The 20,329-nt window shown below is 73.2% G+C and carries 17 protein-coding genes; 8 read left to right on the top strand and 9 right to left on the bottom strand.

Annotated elements, in window-relative coordinates:
- Window positions 1-19 precede the first annotated feature (19 nt).
- From ACGFRF_RS20160 to ACGFRF_RS20150, 3 genes are all read right to left on the bottom strand, one after another.
- The gene (locus ACGFRF_RS20160; RefSeq protein WP_393741706.1) at window positions 20-940 is read right to left on the bottom strand and encodes a carbohydrate ABC transporter permease; all 921 of its coding nucleotides are present in this window, start codon (window positions 938-940) and stop codon (window positions 20-22) included.
- A 14-nt stretch (window positions 941-954) separates the two neighbouring features.
- The gene (locus tag ACGFRF_RS20155; RefSeq protein ID WP_393741704.1) at window positions 955-1,947 is read right to left on the bottom strand and encodes a carbohydrate ABC transporter permease; all 993 of its coding nucleotides are present in this window, start codon (window positions 1,945-1,947) and stop codon (window positions 955-957) included.
- Window positions 1,948-2,252: 305 nt separating this feature from the next.
- Window positions 2,253-3,569 (bottom strand): ABC transporter substrate-binding protein, encoded by a 1,317-nt coding sequence (locus ACGFRF_RS20150; protein WP_393741702.1) that lies wholly within the window; start codon window positions 3,567-3,569, stop codon window positions 2,253-2,255.
- A gap of 492 nt (window positions 3,570-4,061) precedes the next feature.
- Between ACGFRF_RS20150 and ACGFRF_RS20145 the strand changes: the two genes are divergently transcribed.
- Together ACGFRF_RS20145 and ACGFRF_RS20140 are read left to right on the top strand one after the other, a co-directional pair.
- On the top strand, window positions 4,062-5,111 hold the full coding sequence (locus tag ACGFRF_RS20145) for a LacI family DNA-binding transcriptional regulator (RefSeq protein ID WP_393741700.1): 1,050 nt from the start codon (window positions 4,062-4,064) through the stop codon (window positions 5,109-5,111).
- Window positions 5,112-5,276: 165 nt separating this feature from the next.
- Entirely contained in the window at window positions 5,277-6,704 is a 1,428-nt protein-coding gene (locus tag ACGFRF_RS20140; protein WP_393741698.1) for a GH1 family beta-glucosidase, read from the top strand.
- Between the two features lie 60 nt (window positions 6,705-6,764).
- Here the strand turns inward: ACGFRF_RS20140 and ACGFRF_RS20135 are convergent, their stop codons facing one another.
- The 3 genes from ACGFRF_RS20135 to ACGFRF_RS20125 form a co-directional block, all read right to left on the bottom strand.
- The gene (locus ACGFRF_RS20135) at window positions 6,765-8,213 is read right to left on the bottom strand and encodes a cellulose binding domain-containing protein (protein WP_393741696.1); all 1,449 of its coding nucleotides are present in this window, start codon (window positions 8,211-8,213) and stop codon (window positions 6,765-6,767) included.
- A 131-nt stretch (window positions 8,214-8,344) separates the two neighbouring features.
- Window positions 8,345-9,748 (bottom strand): sensor histidine kinase, encoded by a 1,404-nt coding sequence (locus tag ACGFRF_RS20130; RefSeq protein ID WP_393741694.1) that lies wholly within the window; start codon window positions 9,746-9,748, stop codon window positions 8,345-8,347.
- Window positions 9,745-10,464, bottom strand: coding sequence for a response regulator transcription factor (locus ACGFRF_RS20125; RefSeq protein WP_393741692.1), 720 nt, complete (start codon window positions 10,462-10,464; stop codon window positions 9,745-9,747). The genes ACGFRF_RS20130 and ACGFRF_RS20125 overlap by 4 nt, the downstream gene beginning before the upstream one ends.
- A gap of 99 nt (window positions 10,465-10,563) precedes the next feature.
- On the opposite strand from ACGFRF_RS20125, the gene ACGFRF_RS20120 reads away from it, so the two are divergent.
- Window positions 10,564-11,076 (top strand): hypothetical protein, encoded by a 513-nt coding sequence (locus ACGFRF_RS20120; RefSeq protein WP_393741691.1) that lies wholly within the window; start codon window positions 10,564-10,566, stop codon window positions 11,074-11,076.
- A 12-nt stretch (window positions 11,077-11,088) separates the two neighbouring features.
- Here ACGFRF_RS20120 and ACGFRF_RS20115 read toward each other — a convergent pair whose 3' ends face one another.
- Window positions 11,089-11,958: a spermidine synthase gene (locus tag ACGFRF_RS20115; RefSeq protein WP_393741689.1), complete on the bottom strand. Its 870-nt coding sequence runs from the start codon at window positions 11,956-11,958 to the stop codon at window positions 11,089-11,091.
- A gap of 72 nt (window positions 11,959-12,030) precedes the next feature.
- The gene (locus tag ACGFRF_RS20110; protein ID WP_393741687.1) at window positions 12,031-12,441 is read right to left on the bottom strand and encodes a hypothetical protein; all 411 of its coding nucleotides are present in this window, start codon (window positions 12,439-12,441) and stop codon (window positions 12,031-12,033) included.
- A 265-nt stretch (window positions 12,442-12,706) separates the two neighbouring features.
- On the opposite strand from ACGFRF_RS20110, the gene ACGFRF_RS20105 reads away from it, so the two are divergent.
- Entirely contained in the window at window positions 12,707-14,230 is a 1,524-nt protein-coding gene (locus ACGFRF_RS20105) for a hypothetical protein (protein WP_393741685.1), read from the top strand.
- Window positions 14,231-14,314: 84 nt separating this feature from the next.
- Here ACGFRF_RS20105 and ACGFRF_RS20100 read toward each other — a convergent pair whose 3' ends face one another.
- Window positions 14,315-14,911 carry a histidine phosphatase family protein gene (locus ACGFRF_RS20100; protein WP_393741683.1) on the bottom strand — a complete coding sequence of 199 codons (597 nt, stop codon included), beginning with the start codon at window positions 14,909-14,911 and terminating at the stop codon, window positions 14,315-14,317.
- Between the two features lie 248 nt (window positions 14,912-15,159).
- Between ACGFRF_RS20100 and ACGFRF_RS20095 the strand changes: the two genes are divergently transcribed.
- From ACGFRF_RS20095 to ACGFRF_RS20080, 4 genes are read left to right on the top strand one after another with little or no spacing between them, the layout of a single operon-like run.
- Window positions 15,160-16,104: a phosphatase PAP2 family protein gene (locus ACGFRF_RS20095; RefSeq protein WP_393741681.1), complete on the top strand. Its 945-nt coding sequence runs from the start codon at window positions 15,160-15,162 to the stop codon at window positions 16,102-16,104.
- A complete protein-coding gene (locus ACGFRF_RS20090) occupies window positions 16,001-17,212 on the top strand; it encodes a hypothetical protein (protein WP_393741679.1) in 1,212 nt (403 codons plus the stop codon). Before ACGFRF_RS20095 ends, ACGFRF_RS20090 begins: the two co-directional genes overlap by 104 nt.
- Complete coding sequence (locus tag ACGFRF_RS20085) at window positions 17,203-18,801, top strand: hypothetical protein (RefSeq protein WP_393741677.1); 1,599 nt, start codon at window positions 17,203-17,205, stop codon at window positions 18,799-18,801. Before ACGFRF_RS20090 ends, ACGFRF_RS20085 begins: the two co-directional genes overlap by 10 nt.
- Window positions 18,798-20,135 (top strand): AAA domain-containing protein, encoded by a 1,338-nt coding sequence (locus tag ACGFRF_RS20080; protein WP_393741675.1) that lies wholly within the window; start codon window positions 18,798-18,800, stop codon window positions 20,133-20,135. Before ACGFRF_RS20085 ends, ACGFRF_RS20080 begins: the two co-directional genes overlap by 4 nt.
- Window positions 20,136-20,329 lie beyond the last annotated feature (194 nt).

Below are 20,329 nucleotides of genomic sequence, written 5' to 3'. Positions count from 1 at the left end.
CCGTACGGATGCCTGCCGGTCAGCCCTTGACCGCGCCCGCCATGATGCCGCCGACGATCTGCTTGCCGAAGACGACGAACACGAGCAGCAGGGGCAGGGTGCTGATCAGCGCGCCGGCCATGACGATGCTCTGGTCTGGGGTGTAGGAGGCGCTGAGCTGGCCGAGGGCCACCTGGATCGTCGGGTTCTCCTGGTTCAGCGCGAGGAAGGGCCAGAAGAAGTCGTTCCACGCCTGGACGAAGGTGAGCATGCCGAGCACCATCATCGCGGGCCGGGCCGCGGGCAGGACCACGTTCCACACGATGCGGATGTTGCTCGCCCCGTCCACCTTGGCCGCCTCGATCAGCTCGTACGGCAGGGCCTCCAGCAGGTACTGGCGCATGAAGAAGACACCGAAGGCGCCGACCAGGGTCGGAAAGATCACCGACTCCAGCTTTCCGCCCCACCCGATGTCCGACATCATCATGAACAGCGGGACGACGCTGAGCTGCGGCGGAATCGTCAGCGTGGCGATGACCGCGGTCATCAGCGCCCCGCGGCCGCGGAACCGCATCTTGGCGAAGGCGTAGCCGGCGAGCGTGCAGAAGAAGAGGGTGGCGGCGGTGATGCAGCCGGCCACGATGACGCTGTTGACGATGGCCTTCCCCAGGTTGGCCTGCTCCCAGGCCGCCTGGAGGTTGCTCCACAGCCGGCCGCCCGGCACGAGCGGCGGCGGGCTGTCCAGGACCCGCTGCTGGTCGTGGGAAGCGGCCACCAGCGTCCAGTACAGCGGGAATATCGAACCCAGACCGACGACGATCAGGGCGGCGTAGGTGAACGGGCCGCCCCTGAGCTGCTGGCCGGCGCCGATCCTGAAACGGCTGCGGCCCTTGCCGTCGGCGGGGGCGAGCGGTGCCGGAGCGGGGCCCGGCGCGGTCTTGGTGGGACTGGTCGTGGTCATCGATGTCGCTCCCGTCAGGCCGCGTTCTTGCGCACGAACCGGCCGACGATCCAGTTGATCAGGGCGATGAGCAGCAGCAGGACGAGCATGGCCCAGGCCACGGCCGCCGCCGGACCCAAGTGGCCCAGCTTCCAGCCGTAGTTGAAGAGGTAGATGCTGAGCGTCTCGTACTGGTGCTCGCTGCCGCCGATGGATCCGAGCGTGCCGCCCTGCAGCAGCAGCGGTTCACCGAACAGCTGCATGGAGCCGATGGTCGAGATGACGATGGTGAACAGGATCGTCGGCCGCAGCGAGGGAATGGTCACCTTGCGGAACTGCTGCCAGCGCGACGCTCCGTCGATCGAGGCCGCCTCGTACAGGTCGGTGGGCACCGCCTGCATGGCCGCCAGGTAGATCAGGGCGTTGTAACCGGTCCAGCGCCAGATCACGATGACCGAGATGGCGATCTTGGAGGTCCACTCCCCGTTGCCCCAGTCGGTGTTGCCGACACCGAAGAAGTGCAGCACCCAGTTGAGGATGCCGCCGTCGGCACGGAAGACCAGGGCGAAGACGAGGGCCGCGGTGGCCACCGAGGTGGCGTACGGGGTGAGGATCACCGTCCGCCAGAAGGTGCTGGCCCGCAGCTTGTAGTTGAGCAGGTGGGCCAGACCCAGGGCCACGAGGAGCTGCGGAACGGTGGAGATGACGCCGATGATGAAGGTGTTGGCGACGGCCGTCCAGAACTCGGAGTCCTGGAGGATCTTGGCGAAGTTGTCCCAGCCGACCCACTGGGACTGGTCGAGGCTCGTCATCTCCACCCGGTGCAGGGCGATCCAGCCGGTATAGAGGAGGGGGTAGAGCCCGAAGGCGCCGAAGATGAGGAAGAAGGGGGCGATGTAGGCGTACGGCGACGCCTTGTCGTCGAGGCGCCACAGCCGGGTACGCCACTTGCCGCGTCCGTTCGACGCGGCGCCGGTGCCGCCGGGTGGCGGAGTGTAGGCACCCCGTGCGGGGGTTGTCGTTGCCACGGAGGGAGTCCTTCCCTGGAGGTTTCGGCCGGTGGGGCGGGAGGGGAGTTCAGGGGCCGGGTGCGGTCCCGCCGCCCCCTGCGCGGATCGGTGCGGTGCCGAGCGGCCCGCGCGGCCTGACGTGCGTGTGAGGCGGAGCCCGGCCACCGGGCCCGCCAGGTGGTGCGCCGCCGCGGACGGTGCGGTGCCTTCCGCCTCCCGCGCGGCCCGTGCCGTACGGTGCGCCGTCCGCCCGGTGCCGCGTGGACGGCCCCCGCGCGCAGGCGTGGTGCGGGCGGCCGACGGGCCGCCCGCACCGGGGGTGTCTAGCCGAGCGCCTTGTCGATCGACTCGGTCGCGGCCTTCCACGCGTCGGCGGGCTTGGTGCCTCGCTGCTCCATGTTGTTGATCTGCGTGGAGATGGTGTCCTTGATCACGCCGTCCTTCGGGCCGAGCACCGCCTCGGGGATGGACTTGGCCTCCTCGGCGTAGATCTGGCCGATCGGGGCGTCGCTGAAGTACGGAAGCTTGGCGTTCTTCACGCTGGCCAGGTCATAGGCGCCCTTGTTGGACGGGAAGACGCCGATCGCCTTGAACACCTCGGCCTGCTGCTCCGGGGCGGTCAGCCACTTGACCAGCTCGGTGGCCTCCTTCACGTGCTTGCCGCTCTTGGGGACGGCGAGGAAGGAGCCGCCCCAGTTGGCCGCGGTGGAACCGGGCGCGCGGGAGATGTCCCACTTGCCCTTGAAGGCGTCACCGGAGTTCGTGGAGATCTGGCCGGCCATCCAGGCGGGGCACGCCACGGTGGCCACGGACCCCTTGCGCAGGGCCGCCGTCCAGGCGTCGGTGAACTGGGGCAGGCCCTGGGACAGCTTCTTGTCGGCGGCCTCGGCGGCCAGGTCCCAGCCCTGCTTCACGGACTGGCTGTCCTTGTAGACCGGCTTGCCGTCGGCGTCGTAGTACTGCTCGGAGGAGGAGCTGACGACCGCGTTGTACATGGCGGAGGCGGAGTCCATGAAGTAGGTGCCGGAGGGCGCCTTCTTCTTGTACTGCTCACCGAGCTTGAGGTAGTCCTCCCAGCCGCCCGCGACGGCCTTGGCGACGGCCTCGCGGTCGGTGGGCAGGCCCGCCTTCTCGAACAGGTCCTTGCGGTAGCACAGGGACATCGGGCCGATGTCGGTGCCGGCGCCGATGACCGTGCCGTCCTTGGCGGTTGCCTGCTTCTCCTTCCAGGACACCCAGTTGTTCACGTCGATCGTCTTGCTCAGGTCGGCGAACTTGCCCGACTGGGTGTCCACGACCTCCTTGATGCGCCCGACCTCGATACCCGTGACGTCCGCCAGGCCACTGCCCGTGTTCAGCTGCTGAAGGAGTTTCGGGTAGTAGTCCTGCTCGTTGGCAGTGGTCTCTTCCTTGACCGTGATGTTCGGGTGCAACTTGTGGTACTTGGCGAACAGATCGGCCTCCTTGTAGCCGAACTGCCCGAAGTCCGCCACCTTGAGGGTGATGTTCCCGTTGGCATCCGTGCTCGAGTCGTCGTCGCTGCTGCAGCCGGTCAGCAGCAAGGCCGAGGCCGTCAGGACCGATGTGGTCAGAGCCGCTGCCCTGCGGCCGTGACCGCCGCCGGTACGGGTGATGCGCATTCCACTACTCCTTGTTCCAGTGGGGAACGGGACCTCAGGAATCGGACCGCCGGATCCGACGGTCCGGACCTGCCCTCTTGGTTCGAGCAGCGGCCAGCCCACAGCACGCGGCGTGCGGTGAAACGGTGCTGGTCAACGGTGTGCCATGCAGGGTAGAGGGGAAGGCCGTAAGTGCTTCGATCCGCATGGGAGAGAGGCCCGGTCCCCCCGTGGGACCGCTCCCACGCGGCATGCCGGAAGACTCGTTGCTGCCGGGCCGGGTGTCAAGACTTGAAAACGGCGTTGTTGCGTAAGCGTGTTCCGCACGTCACGCGAACGTGTCGCGCGACAAGCCGTCACCGGCCGGTCATATGCCCGCCCCGTCCAGGATTCCAGCAGGTCACAGCCGGGTGAACCGGCTCCGGGCGGCAACTGCCCCGCGCAGCCCGGTGGCTGGGGGATTTCCTGGGCCAGAATGAGGCGGCCACGCCAAGGAACGCCGGAAGGTGAACGATGAGCCCTGCCGAACAGTCGCAGCCGCACCAGACCGCGGCCGTCCGGCGCCCGACCCTGAACGCCGTGGCCGCCCGCGCCGGCGTCGGCCGGGGCACGGTGTCCCGGGTGATCAACGGCTCCCCGAAGGTCAGCGACCGCTCCCGGAAGGCCGTCGAGCGGGCGATCGCCGAACTCGGATACGTACCCAACCGCGCGGCCCGCTCCCTGGCCACCCGCCGCACGGACTCGGTGGCACTGGTCGTGCCCGACGCCCAGACCCGGCTCTTCTCCGAGCCCTACTTCTCGGAGATCATCCTCGGGGCGTCCGCCGGACTCGCCGACGCGGGGCTGCAGCTGCTGCTGGTGCTGGCGCGCGACGAGAGGGAGTACGACCGGCTCGCCGCCTACCTGTCCGCACAACGGGTGGACGGGGTGCTGATGATGGCGGTCCATGGCGACGACACGCTGCCCGACCGGCTGGACGAGCTGGCCGTGCCGACCGTGCTGGCGGGGCGGCGCAGCGACCGGGAGCGGCTGGGGCACGTCCGCGCGGACAACCGGGGCGGCGCCCGCATCGCGGTCGAGCACCTGCTGGCGGGCGGCCGCCGGACCATCGGCACCATCACCGGGCCCCTGGACATGGACGCGGCGCAGGGCCGGTTGGACGGCTACCGGGAGGCGCTGCGGGAGGCGGGGGCCGCCGCCGACGAGGACCTGATCGCGTGCGGCGACTTCACCGAGGAGGGCGGGCGGGCGGCGATGCGCCGGCTCCTGCGCCGCCACCCGGAGCTGGACGCCGTCTTCGCCGCCTCCGACGTGATGGCGTCCGGCGCGATGCTGGAACTGCGCGCGGCGGGGCGCCGGGTGCCGCATGACGTCGCCCTCGTCGGCTTCGACGACTCGATCGTGGCCCGGCACGTCGATCCGCCGCTGACCAGCGTCCGCCAGCCGCTGGAGGAGATGGGCCGCACCATGGCGAGCCTGTTGCTGGACGAGATCGCCCACCGCGGCACCGGTCACCGTGAAGTGGTCCTGCCGACGGAGCTGGTGGTGCGCGAGTCGGCGTAGGGGTCCCGTCCCACGCCGACGCAGATCGGGCGCGGGACGTGGCACGCGGTGACACCGGCCGGCGGTGCCCCGGCGGGCGCACCTGCCGCACGGGGGACCGGCCCATGGCGCTGTGGGAGCGCTCCCATGCATAATGGGGCCCAGTCGACTCGTGGGAGCGATTCCATGCCCAAACCGATGACCGTGACCTTCCCTCCCGCCTTCCTGTGGGGCGCGGCGACCTCGGCGTACCAGATCGAGGGGGCGGTGCGGGAGGACGGCCGCACCCCGTCGATCTGGGACACCTTCAGCCATACGCCGGGCAGGACGGCGGGCGGCGACCACGGTGACATCGCGGTCGACCACTACCACCGCTACCGCGACGACGTGGCGCTGATGGCGGAGCTGGGCCTGGGCGCGTACCGCTTCTCCGTCTCCTGGTCGCGGGTGCAGCCGACGGGCCGGGGCCCGGCCGTCCAGCGGGGCCTGGACTTCTACCGCCGCCTGGTGGACGAACTGCTGGCGCACGGCATCAAGCCGGCCGTCACCCTCTACCACTGGGACCTGCCGCAGGAGCTCGAGGACGCGGGCGGCTGGCCGGAGCGGGACACCGCGCTCCGGTTCGCCGAGTACGCGCAGCTCGTCGGCGAGGCGCTCGGCGACCGGGTGGAGCACTGGATCACCCTCAACGAGCCCTGGTGCAGCGCCTTCCTGGGCTACGGCTCCGGCGTCCACGCCCCCGGCCGTACCGACCCGGCCGCCGCCCTGCGCGCGGCCCATCACCTCAACCTGGCGCACGGCCTGGGCGCGGCGGCCCTGCGTTCGGTGATGCCGGCGGGCAACGAGATCGCGATCAGCCTCAACTCCTCGGTCGTACGGCCCCTTTCCCAGGACCCGGCCGACCTGGCGGCGGCCCGCCGGATCGACGACCTGGCCAACGGGATCTTCCACGGGCCGATGCTGCACGGGGCGTACCCGCAGACGCTGCTCACGGCGACGGCCTCCGTCACCGACTGGTCGTACGTCCTCGACGGCGACCTCGGCACGATCAAGGCGCCGCTGGACGCGCTGGGCCTGAACTACTACACCCCGGCCCTGGTCTCGGCGGCCTCCGGCACGATCGACGGCCCGCGCGCGGACGGTCACGGCGGCGGCGAGCACTCCCCCTGGCCGGCCGCCGACGACGTGCTGTTCCACCAGACGCCCGGCGAGCGCACGCAGATGGGCTGGACGATCGACCCGACGGGCCTGTACGACCTGCTGATGCGCTACACGCGCGAGGCCCCCGGCCTGCCCCTGTACATCACCGAGAACGGCGCCGCCTACGACGACGAGCCCGACCCGGACGGCCGCGTGCACGACCCCGAGCGCATCGCCTACCTGCACGGCCACCTGTCGGAGGTGCGCCGCGCCCTCACCGACGGAGCCGACGTCCGCGGCTACTACCTGTGGTCCCTGCTGGACAACTTCGAGTGGGCGTACGGCTACGGCAAGCGGTTCGGCGCGGTGTACGTGGACTACGCGACGCTGGAGCGGACGCCGAAGTCGAGCGCGCGGTGGTACGCGCAGGCGGCGCGGACGGGGGCGCTGCCGCCGGTGGAGCCGGCTGCCTGACCCGGCCGCACGGGGGCGCGGCACCCCACCGTGGTGCCGCGCCCCGTCAACGGGTGGGCGTCAGTCGAGCGCCCCGAACGCCTTCGAGAAGGCGAACTTCTCCTGGCTGATCGAGCTGCAGGTCGCGTCGGCGGTGGGCTTGGGGCCGCCGTCGCACTGCTTGTCACGGGTCGCGGACCACATGGAGAGCCGGCCGAGGCCCTTGGACTTGGCGAAGTTCACCAGCTGGGTGGCGTCGTCGACCTTGAAGACCTCGGAGGAGACGTCGTTGACGCCGATCATCGGGGTGATGGCGACCGTCTTCCAGGCGGCGGGGTCCGACAGGCCGAGGACGCCCTTGACCTGGGCCTCGGTGGCGGTGGCGGCCTGCTCGGCGTAGGTGCCCATGTCGCCGCTGTAGGAGGCGCCGTAGTCCATCGCCATGATGTTCACGGTGTGGATCCGCACGCCGTTGGACTTGGCGTCGGACAGCAGGTTCACGCCGTCCTGGGTGAGGCCCTCGGGCATCACCGGGAGGGTGAAGGAGACGTCCAGGTCGGGGTGCTGGGCCTGGAGCTTGGCGATGGCCCGGGCGCGGCGGGTGTTGGCGGCCGTGTCGGGCAGCGCGCCGCCCTCGACGTCGAAGTCGACCTTGGTCAGCTTGAAGGCGTCGACGGCCTTGCCGTACGCCGCCGCCAGGGCGTCCGCGGAGGAGCAGGTGGTGGCCAGCTCCGAGCCGGAGGCGCCGCCGAAGGACACCCGGACGTCACCGCCCTCGGCGCGCAGCGAGCCGATCTGGGCGGCCACGCCGTCGCTGTTCAGGTCCGTGACGCCGCCCCACTTGGGGGTGCAGCCGCCGCCGTCGGTGAGGAAGGCGAGGTTGTAGTTCTTCACGCCGGTCGCGTCGGCGGCGCCCACGAGGTCGAAGGCCGGGTAGAGGGAGGTGTCGACGTAGGGGGCGAACCCGGCGGAGGCGGTGGTGCCGCTGCCGGTGCTGCCCGTGGGGGTGGGCGTCGCGCTCCGGGTGGGGGTGGCCGGCGTGGTGGGGGCCGGTGCCGGGGGCCGGGTCTCGGTGGGGCGGCCGCTCGGCTCGGGGGTGGCGCCGTCGTCCGCCGAACACCGGGCGTCGTCGATACGGCAACCCGTCGGGTCGCCGCTGCCGTCGACCACGAAGCCGACGGTCACCGACGTGCCGGGGGCGAGGCCGTCGGTGTCCCACTTCGCGGGCTTCACGGTGACGTGCCGGCCGCTGACACCGAACTCGCCGTTCCAGAGGGAGGAGAGCTCGGCGCCTGCCGGGAGGTCGAACTCCAGCGTCCAGGTCCTCTCGGTCTGGCCGCTGTTGTTGGTGACGACGTACTGGGCGGTGAAGCCCGTCGACCAGTCGCTGGTCCTGGTGTACGCGGCGTTCACTCCGGCCGCGTTCGCGGTGCCGGTGAGCAGGACCGCGCCGCCACCGGCCACGGCCGCGGCCAGCAGGCCGCCTATCGCCTTGTTCCTGCCACTGATCCTGCGCCGGTGCGTGCTCATGCGCGTGCCTGCTTTCGCTGCTCACGGGGGTTCACAGGGGTCTCCCGGCCTGTGGGTGCGGCAGCACGCTAGCGATCCGGAACCGGACAAACGGCCCGTCGGGGACCGCTGTCGAAGACCTTAGGGTTCGCTTAAGGAAGCGATCGGGAACGGTTAAAGGTCGAGACCGATCTGCCCGATCGTCGTCTCCGTACGGCTCCCCGGTGGCCCCGCCGCACCGGTCCCCGGCCGTCCAGCTGGAACCAGATCCGCACCTCGGCGCCGCCCAGGACCGAGGCGCCGATACGGACGTCCCCGCCGGTGGACTCGGCGAGCCGGCGGACGATGTCGAGGCCGAGGCCGGTCGAACCGGCGTTCCCGGAGCCGCGGCCACGGGCCATCGCGGCGTCCGGGTCGGCTATGCCGGGGCCCGCGTCGGAGACCAGCACGATCACCGCGTCCTCGCCGTTGTGCACGTCGACCGCGAAGGCGGTGCCCTCGGCGGTGTGCCGGAAGACGTTGCCGAGCAGGGCGTCGAGCGCAGCGGCCAGGTCGGCGCGGGCCACGGGTACGCGTACCGGCCGGTCGACTCCGGCCACCCGCCACTTGCGGCCCTCGTCCTCGGCGAGCGCGGACCAGAACTCCATGCGCTCGCGGACCACGGCGGCCGCGTCGCACCCGGCACCGGGACCGGCCGCGGCCGTCTGCGGTTTGGCCTGACGTGCCGTACGGATGATGGTGTCCACCTCGCCCTCCAGCTGGGCGACGGCGGCCCGGGTCTGCTCGGCGGCGGGTCCGGCGCCGAGGGAGGCCGCGTTCAGCCTCAGGACGGTGAGCGGGGTGCGCAGCCGGTGGGAGAGGTCGGCAGCCAGTTCCCGTTCGTTGGCGAGGAGTTGGACGACCTGGTCGGCCATGGAGTTGAACGCGACCGCGGCGAGCCGCAGTTCGGTCGGGCCCTCCTCCGGCACCCGGGCGCCCAGCTTGCCCTCGCCCAGTTCGTGCGCGCCCTCGAGCAGCCGCCGGGCCGGCCGCACCATGCGCACTCCGAGCCGGTCGGCGACGGCGACCGAGCCGACGATCAGCGCGAGGCCGACGGCCGCGAGGACCGCCCAGGCGGTGCCGACGCCGTTGGTCACCTCGGACTCGGGGACGTACACCTCGACGACCGCGATGGAACCGGAGCCGAGCGCGACCGGCTGCAGCAGGGTGGAGCCGCCCGCGACGGTGGTCGTGGAGGCGCGGCCGAGCCGGCGCACGGTCTGGATGTCGCGTTCCGCGGCGCGCCGCCGGCCGAGGTCGAGCGCGGGCCGGCCGCTGTCGGCGGGCAGGTGCACCGCCATCCCGGAGTCGGCACCGGCGGAGGCCACCGCCCGTTCCAGCTTGTCCTGGTCGGTGGTGATGGACAGCGCGGGCGCGACCGCGGCGGCCTCCCGTTCGGCGTTCGAGAAGGCGCGGTCGCGGGCCATCTCCTTGACGACCAGGCCGAGCGGGACGGCGAAGGCGACCACGACCATCGTGGTGACCGCCAGGCAGACCTTGACCAGGGCCCATCTCATCGCGGCGGCGCCCCTTCCCCCTCGGGCGGCACGGGCGGCTCCAGCTTCACGCCGACGCCGCGCAGGGTGTGCAGATAGCGCGGCCGGGCGGCCGTCTCCCCCAGTTTCCGGCGCAGCCAGGACAGATGGACATCGATGGTCTGGTCGTCGCCGTAGGACTGCTGCCATACCTCGGCGAGGAGTTCCTTGCGCGGGACGACGACGCCGGGGCGGCCGGCGAGGAAGGCGAGCAGGTCGAACTCACGGCGGGTCAGATCCAGGCGCGTGCCGTCCAGTTCGGCCTGGCGGCGCAGCGGGTCGACGGTCAGCCCGCCGACGCGCAGCACGGACGAGGGCGGGGCGTCCGCCGCGCCGGAGCGGGCCCGGCGCAGCACGGCCGCGATACGGGCGGAGAGGTGCTCGACGGAGAAGGGCTTGGTGAGGTAGTCGTCCGCGCCGGCGTTCAGCAGCCGGACGACCTCGGTCTCGTCGTCCCGGGCGGTGGCGATGATGACGGGCACGTCGGTGAGGCCGCGCAGCATCTTCAGGGCCTCGGAGCCGTCCAGGTCGGGCAGTCCGAGGTCCAGGACGACGACATCGAAAGGGAAATGGGCGACCTCGCGCAGCGCCTCCAGTGCCGTACCGACGCTGCGCACGGTGTGCGAGGCGTCGGTCAGATGCCGGATGAGCGCCGAGCGTACGAACTGGTCGTCCTCGACCACGAGCACACTTGCCATGCGCCGCACCGTACGCCATGTGCCGGACACCGGTCCGGGGCCTGTGGACAACTCGCCCCGAGTGCGTACGGCGGTGCCCCTGGGGCAGTATGGCCCGCGATGCGCAGAGGACTCGTACACGTACTGGCGTGGCTGCTCGCGACGGGAGCGGCGGTCACGCTGTCGTGGTGGGGTGTGCACACGGTGATGGCGGGGACGGCGTACGACCCGCCGCGCGCTCTGCCGGTCACGGCGGCCGACGCGGCGGCACCGGACGCGCAGTCGGCGTCGAAGGCGCCGTCCGTCTCGCCGACCCCGTCGCGGAAGCGGTCGGCAGCACCGGCACCCACACCCTCGCGGACCCCGGCCCGCACCCACCGCCCCGCTCCCGGCGCCTCCGCCCCGGCGTCCGGTCACGTCAAGGCCTACGACACCGACGGCGGCCGGGCGGTGTTCGAGCTGGGCACGTCCAGCGCGACCCTCGTCTCGGCCACGCCGGGGGCCGGCTGGTCGATGCAGCTGTGGAAGACGCAGAACTGGATCCGGGTGGAGTTCAGCAGGGGTGCGGACCGGGTGTCGGTGTTCTGCACCTGGCACGACGGCCCGCCGCGGGTGGAGGTCGGGACCTACTGAGGGGGCGGGTGCTCAGCGGAACACCGAGGGCGGCGGGGCCGGTGAGGGCACCGCCGCCTCGTCCGTCACGGGGAGCGCGCCGCCGGTGAAGTCGGTGAGCCGCCTGCCGTGTTCGACCCGGCCGGGGTGCGGGTCGGAGGCGGCGCGGCGGGTGAGTTCGGCGAGGGGCAGCGGCAGGTCGGCGGCGACGAGGATGGCGTTGCCGAAGCGCTTGCCGCGCAGCACGGCCGCGTCGGCGATCAGCGCGAGTTCACCGAACCGGGCGGCGGCGGTGGCGATCTGGCCGCGCAGGTGGGCGAGCGGCGGTCCGTCGGCGAGGTTGGCGGCGTAGACCCCGGACGGCTTCAGGGCCCGGCGGACCTCGTCCAGGTACTCGACGGAGGTGAGGTGGGCCGGGGTGCGGGCGCCGCTGAAGACGTCGGCGACGACCAGGTCGGCCCAGCCGTCCGGCACCTTGGCCAGCCCCGCGCGGGCGTCCGCCGACCGCACCCGGATGCGCGCGTTCGGGTCCAGCGGCAGCTCCCTGCGCACCAGCCGGACCAGCCCGGCGTCCCGTTCGACGACCTGCTGGGTGGAGCGGGGCCGGGTCGCGGCGACGTACCGGGCGAGGGTGAGGGCGCCACCGCCGAGGTGCACGGCGTGCACGGGCTTGCCGGGCGGGGCGGCGAGGTCGATGACATGGCCGAGGCGGCGCTGGTACTCGAAGGAGAGGTACGCGGGATCGTCCAGGTCGACGTGCGACTGCGGCGCCCCGTCGATCAGCAGGGTCCAGGCCCGGCCGCGGTCGGGATCGGGTACGAGCTGCGCGAGCCCGCCGTCGACCGCTTCCTCGACGGCTTCGACGGCGGCCGACCCCCGCCGCGTGTTCCTGGACCTGCCCATCCGTCCAGTCTCCCAGGTGCCCCGGGCGGGTGCCGCACCGGCGCCGGGGGGCCGCGGGACCTGCCCGTCGCCTCACCGGCAGTTGTCGGCCGCCTCGATCAGCCGGGCGGCCTCCCCGAGGGCCCGGCGCAGCACCACCGGGTCGGTGGCGAGGTCGGCCTCGCCGGGCGGCAGCAGCCAGTCGGAGCCCTCCACCGGTGGCTCCGGGTTCAGCCGCAGCCCGCGGCCGTTCGTCTCGGTGCAGGTGCTGCCCGGTACGTCCCAGCAGGCCGCCGTGCCGGCCGGCACCAGGAAGCCGAGGGTGCCGCAGCCGTCGTCGTGCAGGACGGGCCCCATCGCGTCCGTGGCACCGCGCCGCAGGATGTCGACCGCCTCCAGCCCCTGCCGGGCCGGCACCGTCACGAGGTCGCATCCCGTGTCACCCCCCGACGGGGGTGCCGACAACGGCGACGTACAAGGTTCGTTGCTCTGGCTGGTCTCCATGCCGGCCTCCACCACACAGCCCTGTTGCGGTCCATGGAGTCCAACGCGTGAGCGCGTCAACGGCTACGGCACAAGTGCGCCGCAAAGGATGGCACTTCATGGCAGATCGTGGATGACATATCCGGTTTGTAGCTAAACACTGCGTGCCGGGTCCTTCACAACAGGTACGTTCATGCCCGCCGGAACCAGGGCGCCACTCGGACAACTCGTCCCGAACCGCCCCGGCACCGGCATGGTTCGACGGTTCGCACGAGAGGACCCGGCCATGGCGTCGTCAACCGTGACCTCGTCACAGCCCGAACGGCCACCCCGGCCGAACCTCGCCTTCCGGCACCTGCGCGGCAGGCGTTCACCGGCCGAGTTCGCGGCGCTCGTACGGCGTGCCGCGCGCGAGATCGGTGAGCGGGTGAGCTGTGACGCGCGCTACGTCGGCCGGGTCGAGGCGGGTGAGATCCGCTGCCCCAACTACGCGTACGAACGGGTGTTCCTGCACATGTTCCCCGGCCGCACGCTCACCGACCTCGGCTTCTCGCCCCGCTCGTCCGTCCGCGGACGCGCGGCGCGCACGGCGCCGGACACGCCCGAGGCACCGGAGGAGCTAGCCGCCGCCGGCACGCCGGGGGCCGCCGAGGCCGACGGGTCCGCTGAGACCACAGGGGCGTTCGAGCCGTATGAGACGCAGGACCCGCACGACCCGTATGACCCCCAGGACCCGTACGACCCGCACGAGCCGTACGCGAAAGACCACCTGAACCACGAGGAGAGCGACGTGCTGCGTCGCGCATTCATGACCGGCGGAGGCGCCACGGTGGCCGCCGCCACGCTGGGCCCGCTGGGGCTCACCACGGACGCGGCGGCCGCGACCCGGCCTTCGCGCCGGCCCGGTACCTCCGAGGCGGCCGCCCTGGAGGAGGCCGTCCGTCGCATCCGGCTGCTCGACGACCGGCACGGCGCGGACGGCCTCTACCGGCGCGCGGCGGCCCCGCTGCGTGCGGCCTACGCGCTGCTGGACGCAGGCGCGACCCGGCAGACCACCGCCGACCGGCTGCACGCGGGCGCCGGTGAACTCGCCATCTCCGTCGGCTGGCTGGCCCATGACTCCGGCCGCTTCGACGACGCCCGCTCGCACTACGCGGAGGCACTGGCCACCGCCCGCATGACCGGCGATCCGGCACTGGAGGCGCACGCCTTCTGCAACACCGCGTTCCTCGCCCGGGACGCCGGCCGCCCCCGGGAAGCGGTCCGGGCCGCGCAGGCCGCCCAGCGCGCCGCCCGCCCCCTGGGCTCCGCGCGCCTGATGTCCCTGCTCGCACTGCGCGAGGCGGGCGGCTGGGCGGGGCTCGCCGACCGCACCGGGTGCGAGCAGGCGCTGGTCCGGGCCCAGGCCCTCTTCGAGCGAGGACGCTCGGACGCCGACCCCGAGTGGATGAGCTTCTACGGAGAGGCCGAGCTGGAGGGACTGAAGGCGCAGTGCTGGTCCACGCTGGGCGACTGGCGGCGCGCGTCCCGGCACGCCCGCCGTGCGGCCCACCTGCAGGATCCGCACTTCACGCGCAACATCGCGCTGTACACCGCGGAACTGGCCGACGACCTCGCCCGCGAGGGCCGCCCCGACGAGGCGGCCGCGGCGGGGCTGCGCGTGCTGGCCCTGCTGGACCAGGTCCAGTCCTCCCGCATCCAGACGATGCTGGCGGGCACGGCGAGGGTGCTGCTGCCGCACCGGCGGGCGTCGGGGGTGTCGGACTTCCTGGACCGGCACGCGTCGTTGCCACGGACGGGGCGGGTGTAGCGGCTTGCCGTCGGCGGCGGGCACGCCGTGGCCGACGGCGCGTTGCGCGCGCCCGCGCGGGGCGCTCACGGCACAGGCGACCGGCTACCCCGCGAGATGCCCGAGATCGTTCCAGCTCTCGATCGCCGGTTCGCCGTACGCCCAGCCGAGCACGGACAGTGAGGTGGGATTCAGGCGTATGCGGGCCGCGAAGTCCAGCGGGAGTCCCAGCCAGCGTGCACCGATCGACCGCAGGATGTGCCCGTGGGCGAAGACCAGCACGTCACGGTCGGCCGAGCGGGCCCAGTGGACCACCTCGTCCGCGCGCGCGGTGACCTCGGCGATGCCCTCCCCCTCGGGGACACCGTCCCGCCAGATCAGCCACCCCGGCCGGACGGCCTGGATCTCGTCCGGGGTCATGCCCTCGTACGCGCCGTAGTCCCACTCCATGAGGGTGTCCCACGCGGTGGCACGGTCACCGAAGCCGGCGAGTTCGCACGTCTCGCGCGCGCGGGACAGCGGACTCGTCCGCACCTCCGCCTCAGCCAGCCCGTCCAGCGGAGCGCGGTGCAGCCGCTCGCCGAGCAGCTTGGCCCCACGCCGGCCCTCCTCCAGCAGCGGTACGTCCGTCCGGCCGGTGTGCTTGCCGGACAGCGACCATGCCGTCTGTCCGTGCCGGGCCAGCAGGATGCGCGGTGCCATGGGAGACCTTTCCGGAAGAGGGGCGCCACACGGACGCCACGAAGACCACACGAGAACAGGGGGACGGGATCCCTCCATCATCGCTCACCCCGGGACCGGGCAACCCGGCGGGCGATCTCGACGTCTTCGAGGACTGAGCGCCCGCGCGGGCGGGACGGGAGCGCCCTCGAGGGCGGTCCAAGGACACCGTAAAGTGGCACGGTCGCCCGCGGGGGCGCGCCGCACAGCCGAAGGGGGAGGGCGATCGGATGCCGCAGACCGAGACACCGGGCACCGAGGTGGCTGCCCGTCCCCGGTTGCGCTGGTGGACCGAGCTGCCCCTGATCCTCCTGGTCTACGGCTGCTACTCGGCCGGCCGCCTCCTCGCGCGCGGTGACGTGAGCGGCGCCGTCGACCACGGTCTGGCGATCCTGCGCATCGAGAAGCTGCTGTACCTGAACGCCGAGCACCCGCTGAACCGGTTGTTCACGCGTGAGCCGTGGCTCGGGGTGCCGGCCGACTTCTGGTACGCCTCGCTGCACTACCTGGTCACGCCCGCCGTCCTCGTCTGGCTGTTCCGGGCCCGCGCCCGCCACTACCGGGCAGCCCGCACCTGGCTGATGACGTCGACCTTCATGGGCCTGATCGGTTTCACGCTGCTGCCGACCTGCCCGCCCCGCCTGCTCTCGGCCGGCCACGGCTTCGTGGACACGATGGCCCACTACAGCTCGTACGGCTGGTGGGGCGGCGAGGCCAGCGCGCCGCGCGGCATGGGCGGCATGACCAATCAGTACGCGGCCATGCCCAGCCTGCACGTCGGCTGGGCGCTGTGGTGCGGTGTGATGCTGTGGCGGTACGGCGGCACGCGCCTGACCAAGGTCTGCGGCGTGGCCTACCCGCTGCTGACCGCGATCGTGGTCATGGGCACCGCCAACCACTACTTCCTGGACGCGGCCGCGGGCGTCGCCGTGATGGGCGTCGGCCTGCTGCTGGCGCCGCGCCTGATGCGGGCCGTGGACTTGCTCCGGGCCCGCCTGTCGCTGCGCACCACACCGGTCACGAGCGGCACCGGTGCCCCGATTGTCAGTGCCGGATGCCAGACTTCCGCGGGTGAGCGAATTCCACGGCAGCGCGAGTCGCAGCTCGACGCCGGCGGCCGGCCGGACGCCTCCCCCGCGGACGCGGGCGAAGGGGCTGCGGCACCGGCTCGCTGAGCTGCGCGGTCCCGACGTACCGGCCAAGGCCCTGGACGCGCGCGCCCTCGCGGCGCTCGCCGCGAACCCCGGGTGCCGCAGGCGGGCGATCCTGGACGGCGCCGGGGTGGACAAGGCGCGGCTGGCGAGCGCGCTGGGCGCGCCGTCCGGCTTCGGGCAGTCGCAGTTCGCGCTGACCCGGGGCAACGCGTTCGAGGCGAAGGTGAAGGCGGACGGCGGCGCGGAGCTGCTGCGGCTGGCCCACGCCCGCCTGGACCCGGGCGCCGTACCGCCGGAGACGGCGGTCGTACCCGACCTGACCGCGCAGGGCCCCGAGGGGCGCACGGCTCGTACGGCGCTGGCGCTGCGCGAGGCCACGCGCGCGGGCGGCTGGACGCTGCTGGACCATCCGATGCTCGCCCTGGACGTGGCGGGTTCGCTCGCCTTCCTCGAGCCGGACGCGGTGGTGGTGCACCCGGACGGCAGCTGGTCGGTGGTGGAGATCAAGTCCTTCCCGGTGCTGGACGGTTCGGCGGACCCCGGAAAGGTGGGCGCGGCCGCCCGGCAGGCGGCGGTGTACGTGCTCGCCCTGGAGGAGGTCGCCGCGCGTCTGGATCCCGCTCCGGTCGTGCGTCACCGGGTGCTGCTGGTGTGCCCCAAGGACTTCTCCAACCTGCCCGCGGGCTCCGCCGTGGACGTCCGCAAGCAGCGCGCGGTCACCGCGCGCCAGCTGGCCCGGCTCACCCGGATCGAGGAGATCGCCGACGCCCTTCCCGAGGGCACGTGCTTCGCGCCCGACCGGCCCGCCGAGGAGCTGACGGCCGCCGTGGCGGCGGTACCGGCGACGTACGCGCCCGAGTGCCTGTCCGCCTGCGAACTGGCCTTCCACTGCCGGGAACGCTCCCGCGCGGCCGGCGCCGTCACCCGCCTGGGCCGGCCCCTGCGGGCCGAACTGGGCGGCCTGACCACGGTCGAGGAGGTCCTGGCCGCCGCCCGCGGCGAGAGCGGCGACCCGGACGACCCGGCGGTGGCGGCGTTGCGCCGGGCGGCACAACTGCGCGCGGAGGCCCTCGGGACGGCCGGAGCGCGCGGCGAGACCGCCGGCCGGGAGGTGGCCCGGTGTCCCTGATCACCACCCTCGCCCGGCTCGAGGCCGTCAGCAGCGGCCGGGCCCAGCCCGCCGCGACCGTCCGCCACCGGCATCTGTCCGACCGCCCGCTGGTGTTCGTGCCGCTCACCACCGCCGGCGAGGCTGGCGCCCCGCTCGGCGCGCTGGTCGGCACCGACCGGGACGCGCCCCGCCTGCTGGTCGTACCCCAGCCCCGCGACCGCGACCTGCGCTTCGCGTTCCTCACCGAGCTGGCCGACGTCGTCCTGCCGTACATCGACTCGCACGCGCAGTCCGTGGAGGCGGCCGAGCGCACCGAGACCGACCCGGAGACCGGCAAGCGGGTCAAGGTCGAGGTCCAGCTGTGCGCGGACGCGCCCCAGCTGATCCTGCCGAGCCGCGCGGGCCTGGACTTCGTACGGCTGCTCGGCCGCTCGATGCGGTTCCGCCGCACCGCCGAGCAGGACCCGGAGGCGCCCTATCCGGCGCCGCCCCGGGTGCCGCTGCTCGGCCGGTGGCTGACCCATTACGCCGAGCGGGCCCGGGTGCCCGGCTCCTCGCTGCTGCTCGCCCTCACCGAGGTGCTGTCCCGTCACTGGGCGACGGGCCAGTCCAGCCTGGAGGACCAGCACCTGGGCGCGCTGCTCGCCTGGATCGACCCTCCCGAGGGCGCGACCGGTGCCGAGGCCGCCCGGCGGGCCGAGCTGGAGCGGGACCCGGCCGGGCAGTTGCTGTGCCCGCCGGCCGGTCCGGCCACCGACCCGGCGTTCGACAACAAGCTGCTGGCCCCGGCGATCGAGCGCTACGACCGCGCGCGTACCGCCCTCGCCGCCGCCGAGGACCCGCTGGTCGCCGACGACCGGCTCGGTGCGCTCACCAGGGCCGAGCGGGAGATCCGCGACCTGGTCGAAAGCCGCACGCGGCCGACCTGGGACGCGGTGTGGCGGGGCCTGGACCTGCTGCGGACGCTGCCGGAGGGCGCACGCGTCGAGGAGCGCTGGACCCGGGACCGCTGGTCGTTCACCGGCCACCGGGACCGGGTGCTGGCCGGCGAGCCGCCGCAGCCGCGCCGGGACGACGCCGTGACGGCGGCGAACAAGCTGGCCACGCGCGAGCGTGAGCAGGCCCGACTGGAGGCGCAGGAGGCGCTGGACGACCCGCTGGTGATGGCGGGGCGGCGGCTGGCCGGTGAGGCCTTCGCGGGCGAGGTGACCGATGTCGTGATGACGTACAGCGAGGGCAAGCGGCCGAGCCCGCGCCCGCTGGTGACGGTCCGCACGGACGACCGGCCGCATCTGGCGGAGCGTGCGAAGGTCTACCGCTCGCTGGGCGGCAAGCCCCAGTCGGCGGAGTTCGTCGGCCTCGAGGCCGGGGCGGACGGGAGCCTGCTGGTGCTGCGGATCGTGGACAAGATGGGCCGCGGCAAGGAGCCGGAGCCCGGTTCGGTGCCGGAGAAGGGCGACCGGGTCTGCTTCACCCTCTTCGAGCACGAGCAGCGCGGCGGGGCGAAGCTGCCCGACCCGGAGGAGACCCCATGGACGCACGGCGGCCCGCCGGGCGAGCCCGCGGCGGAAGCCCCGGACACCGTCACCGAGGAGGACGTGCTGTGACGACCGTCGACTTCGACCCCGGAGCCGCGGCCGCCCGCGCCACCGACGCGATCCTGCGCGACACCCTGCACGGCACCGAGCGGGGCGTGGTGGTCGACTCCCCGCCCGGCGCCGGCAAGTCCACGCTGGTGGTCCGCGCCGCCCTGGAACTGGCCGGCGCGGGCCGCCCGCTGATGGTGGTGGCCCAGACGAACGCCCAGGTGGACGACCTGGTCCTGCGGCTGGCGGAGAAGGACCCGGAACTGCCGGTGGGGCGCCTGCACAGCAACGACACCGACGCGTACGACAAGACGCTGGACGACCTGCCGAACGTCCGTACGTCGGCGAAGGCGGCCGACCTGAACGGCCTGCCGGTCGTGCTCTCCACGGCCGCGAAGTGGGCGCACGTGAAGGTGGACGAGCGCTGGCGGCACGCGATCGTGGACGAGGCGTACCAGATGCGCTCGGACTCCCTGCTCGCCGTGGCCGGCCTGTTCGAGCGGGCGCTGTTCGTGGGCGACCCGGGGCAGCTGGACCCCTTCGCGATCGTCGGCAGCGAGCAGTGGGCGGGCCTGTCGTACGACCCGTCGGCCTCCGCGGTCACCACCCTTCTGGCCCACAATCCGGGCCTTCCCCAGCACCGCCTCCCGGTCTCCTGGCGGCTGCCAGCCTCGGCGGCCCCGCTGGTCTCGGACGCCTTCTACCCGTACACCCCGTTCCGCAGCGGCACCGGCCACGGCGACCGCCGTCTCACCTTCGCCGTCCCCTCCGACGGGTCCGGCCCGGACCGGGTGATCGACGAGGCGGCGGAGTCCGGCTGGGGCCTGCTGGAACTGCCCGCCCGGCACACTCCGCGCACGGACCCGGAGGCGGTGCGCGCGGTGGCCACGGTCGTCCGCCGCCTGCTGGACCGCGGCGGTGCGGCGACCTCGGAGCGCTCCCCGGCGCCCTCCCCCCTCACCGCCGACCGCATCGCCGTCGGCACCGCCCACCGCGACCAGGCTGCGGCCGTCCGGGCGGCCCTGACCGACCTCGGCGTGTCCGACGTGACGGTCGACACCGCGAACCGTCTCCAGGGCCGCGAGTACGACGTCACGGTCGTCCTGCACCCGCTCTCCGGACGCCCCGACGCGACCGCCTTCCACCTGGAGACCGGCCGCCTGTGCGTCCTGGCCTCCCGGCACCGCCACGCCTGCATCGTGGTCTGCCGGGCCGGCGTGGGCGACCTCCTGGACGACTATCCCTCCACGGAACCGGTCCAGCTGGGCACGCTGGTGAAGTTCCCGGACGGTTGGGAGGCGAACCACGCCGTCCTGGCCCACCTGGGTGAACACCGAGTGAGCTGGCGGCCGTGACCGGCATCCGGCAGCCGCCCGGCGAGCGCCCAGCCCATCGCCGCCCACCCGCCGGACGGAGTCCGGCACGCCGCCGGAGGCGGCCGACCAACACAGTCCGGACGGTTGGGAGGCGAACCACGCCGTCCTGGCCCACCTGGGTGAACACCGAGTGAGCTGGCGGCCGTGACCGGCATCCGGCAGCCGCCCGGCGA

The organism is Streptomyces sp. NPDC048521 (genome assembly GCF_043199855.1).
In the GTDB taxonomy this organism is placed as follows: domain Bacteria; phylum Actinomycetota; class Actinomycetes; order Streptomycetales; family Streptomycetaceae; genus Streptomyces.
The sequence above is the reverse complement of the archived record's forward strand: the minus strand, read 5'-3'. Positions and strand labels throughout refer to the sequence as shown.

Excerpts from the sequence above, each read along its gene's own strand:
- ACGFRF_RS20160 (WP_393741706.1), bottom strand. The coding sequence starts at position 940 with ATGACCACGACCAGTCCCACCAAGACCGCGCCGGGCCCCGCTCCGGCA.
- ACGFRF_RS20150 (WP_393741702.1), bottom strand. The coding sequence starts at position 3,569 with ATGCGCATCACCCGTACCGGCGGCGGTCACGGCCGCAGGGCAGCGGCT.
- ACGFRF_RS20145 (WP_393741700.1), top strand. The coding sequence starts at position 4,062 with ATGAGCCCTGCCGAACAGTCGCAGCCGCACCAGACCGCGGCCGTCCGG.
- ACGFRF_RS20140 (WP_393741698.1), top strand. The coding sequence starts at position 5,277 with ATGCCCAAACCGATGACCGTGACCTTCCCTCCCGCCTTCCTGTGGGGC.
- ACGFRF_RS20135 (WP_393741696.1), bottom strand. The coding sequence starts at position 8,213 with ATGAGCACGCACCGGCGCAGGATCAGTGGCAGGAACAAGGCGATAGGC.
- ACGFRF_RS20130 (WP_393741694.1), bottom strand. The coding sequence starts at position 9,748 with ATGAGATGGGCCCTGGTCAAGGTCTGCCTGGCGGTCACCACGATGGTC.
- ACGFRF_RS20125 (WP_393741692.1), bottom strand. The coding sequence starts at position 10,464 with ATGGCAAGTGTGCTCGTGGTCGAGGACGACCAGTTCGTACGCTCGGCG.
- ACGFRF_RS20120 (WP_393741691.1), top strand. The coding sequence starts at position 10,564 with ATGCGCAGAGGACTCGTACACGTACTGGCGTGGCTGCTCGCGACGGGA.
- ACGFRF_RS20115 (WP_393741689.1), bottom strand. The coding sequence starts at position 11,958 with ATGGGCAGGTCCAGGAACACGCGGCGGGGGTCGGCCGCCGTCGAAGCC.
- ACGFRF_RS20110 (WP_393741687.1), bottom strand. The coding sequence starts at position 12,441 with ATGGAGACCAGCCAGAGCAACGAACCTTGTACGTCGCCGTTGTCGGCA.
- ACGFRF_RS20105 (WP_393741685.1), top strand. The coding sequence starts at position 12,707 with ATGGCGTCGTCAACCGTGACCTCGTCACAGCCCGAACGGCCACCCCGG.
- ACGFRF_RS20100 (WP_393741683.1), bottom strand. The coding sequence starts at position 14,911 with ATGGCACCGCGCATCCTGCTGGCCCGGCACGGACAGACGGCATGGTCG.
- ACGFRF_RS20095 (WP_393741681.1), top strand. The coding sequence starts at position 15,160 with ATGCCGCAGACCGAGACACCGGGCACCGAGGTGGCTGCCCGTCCCCGG.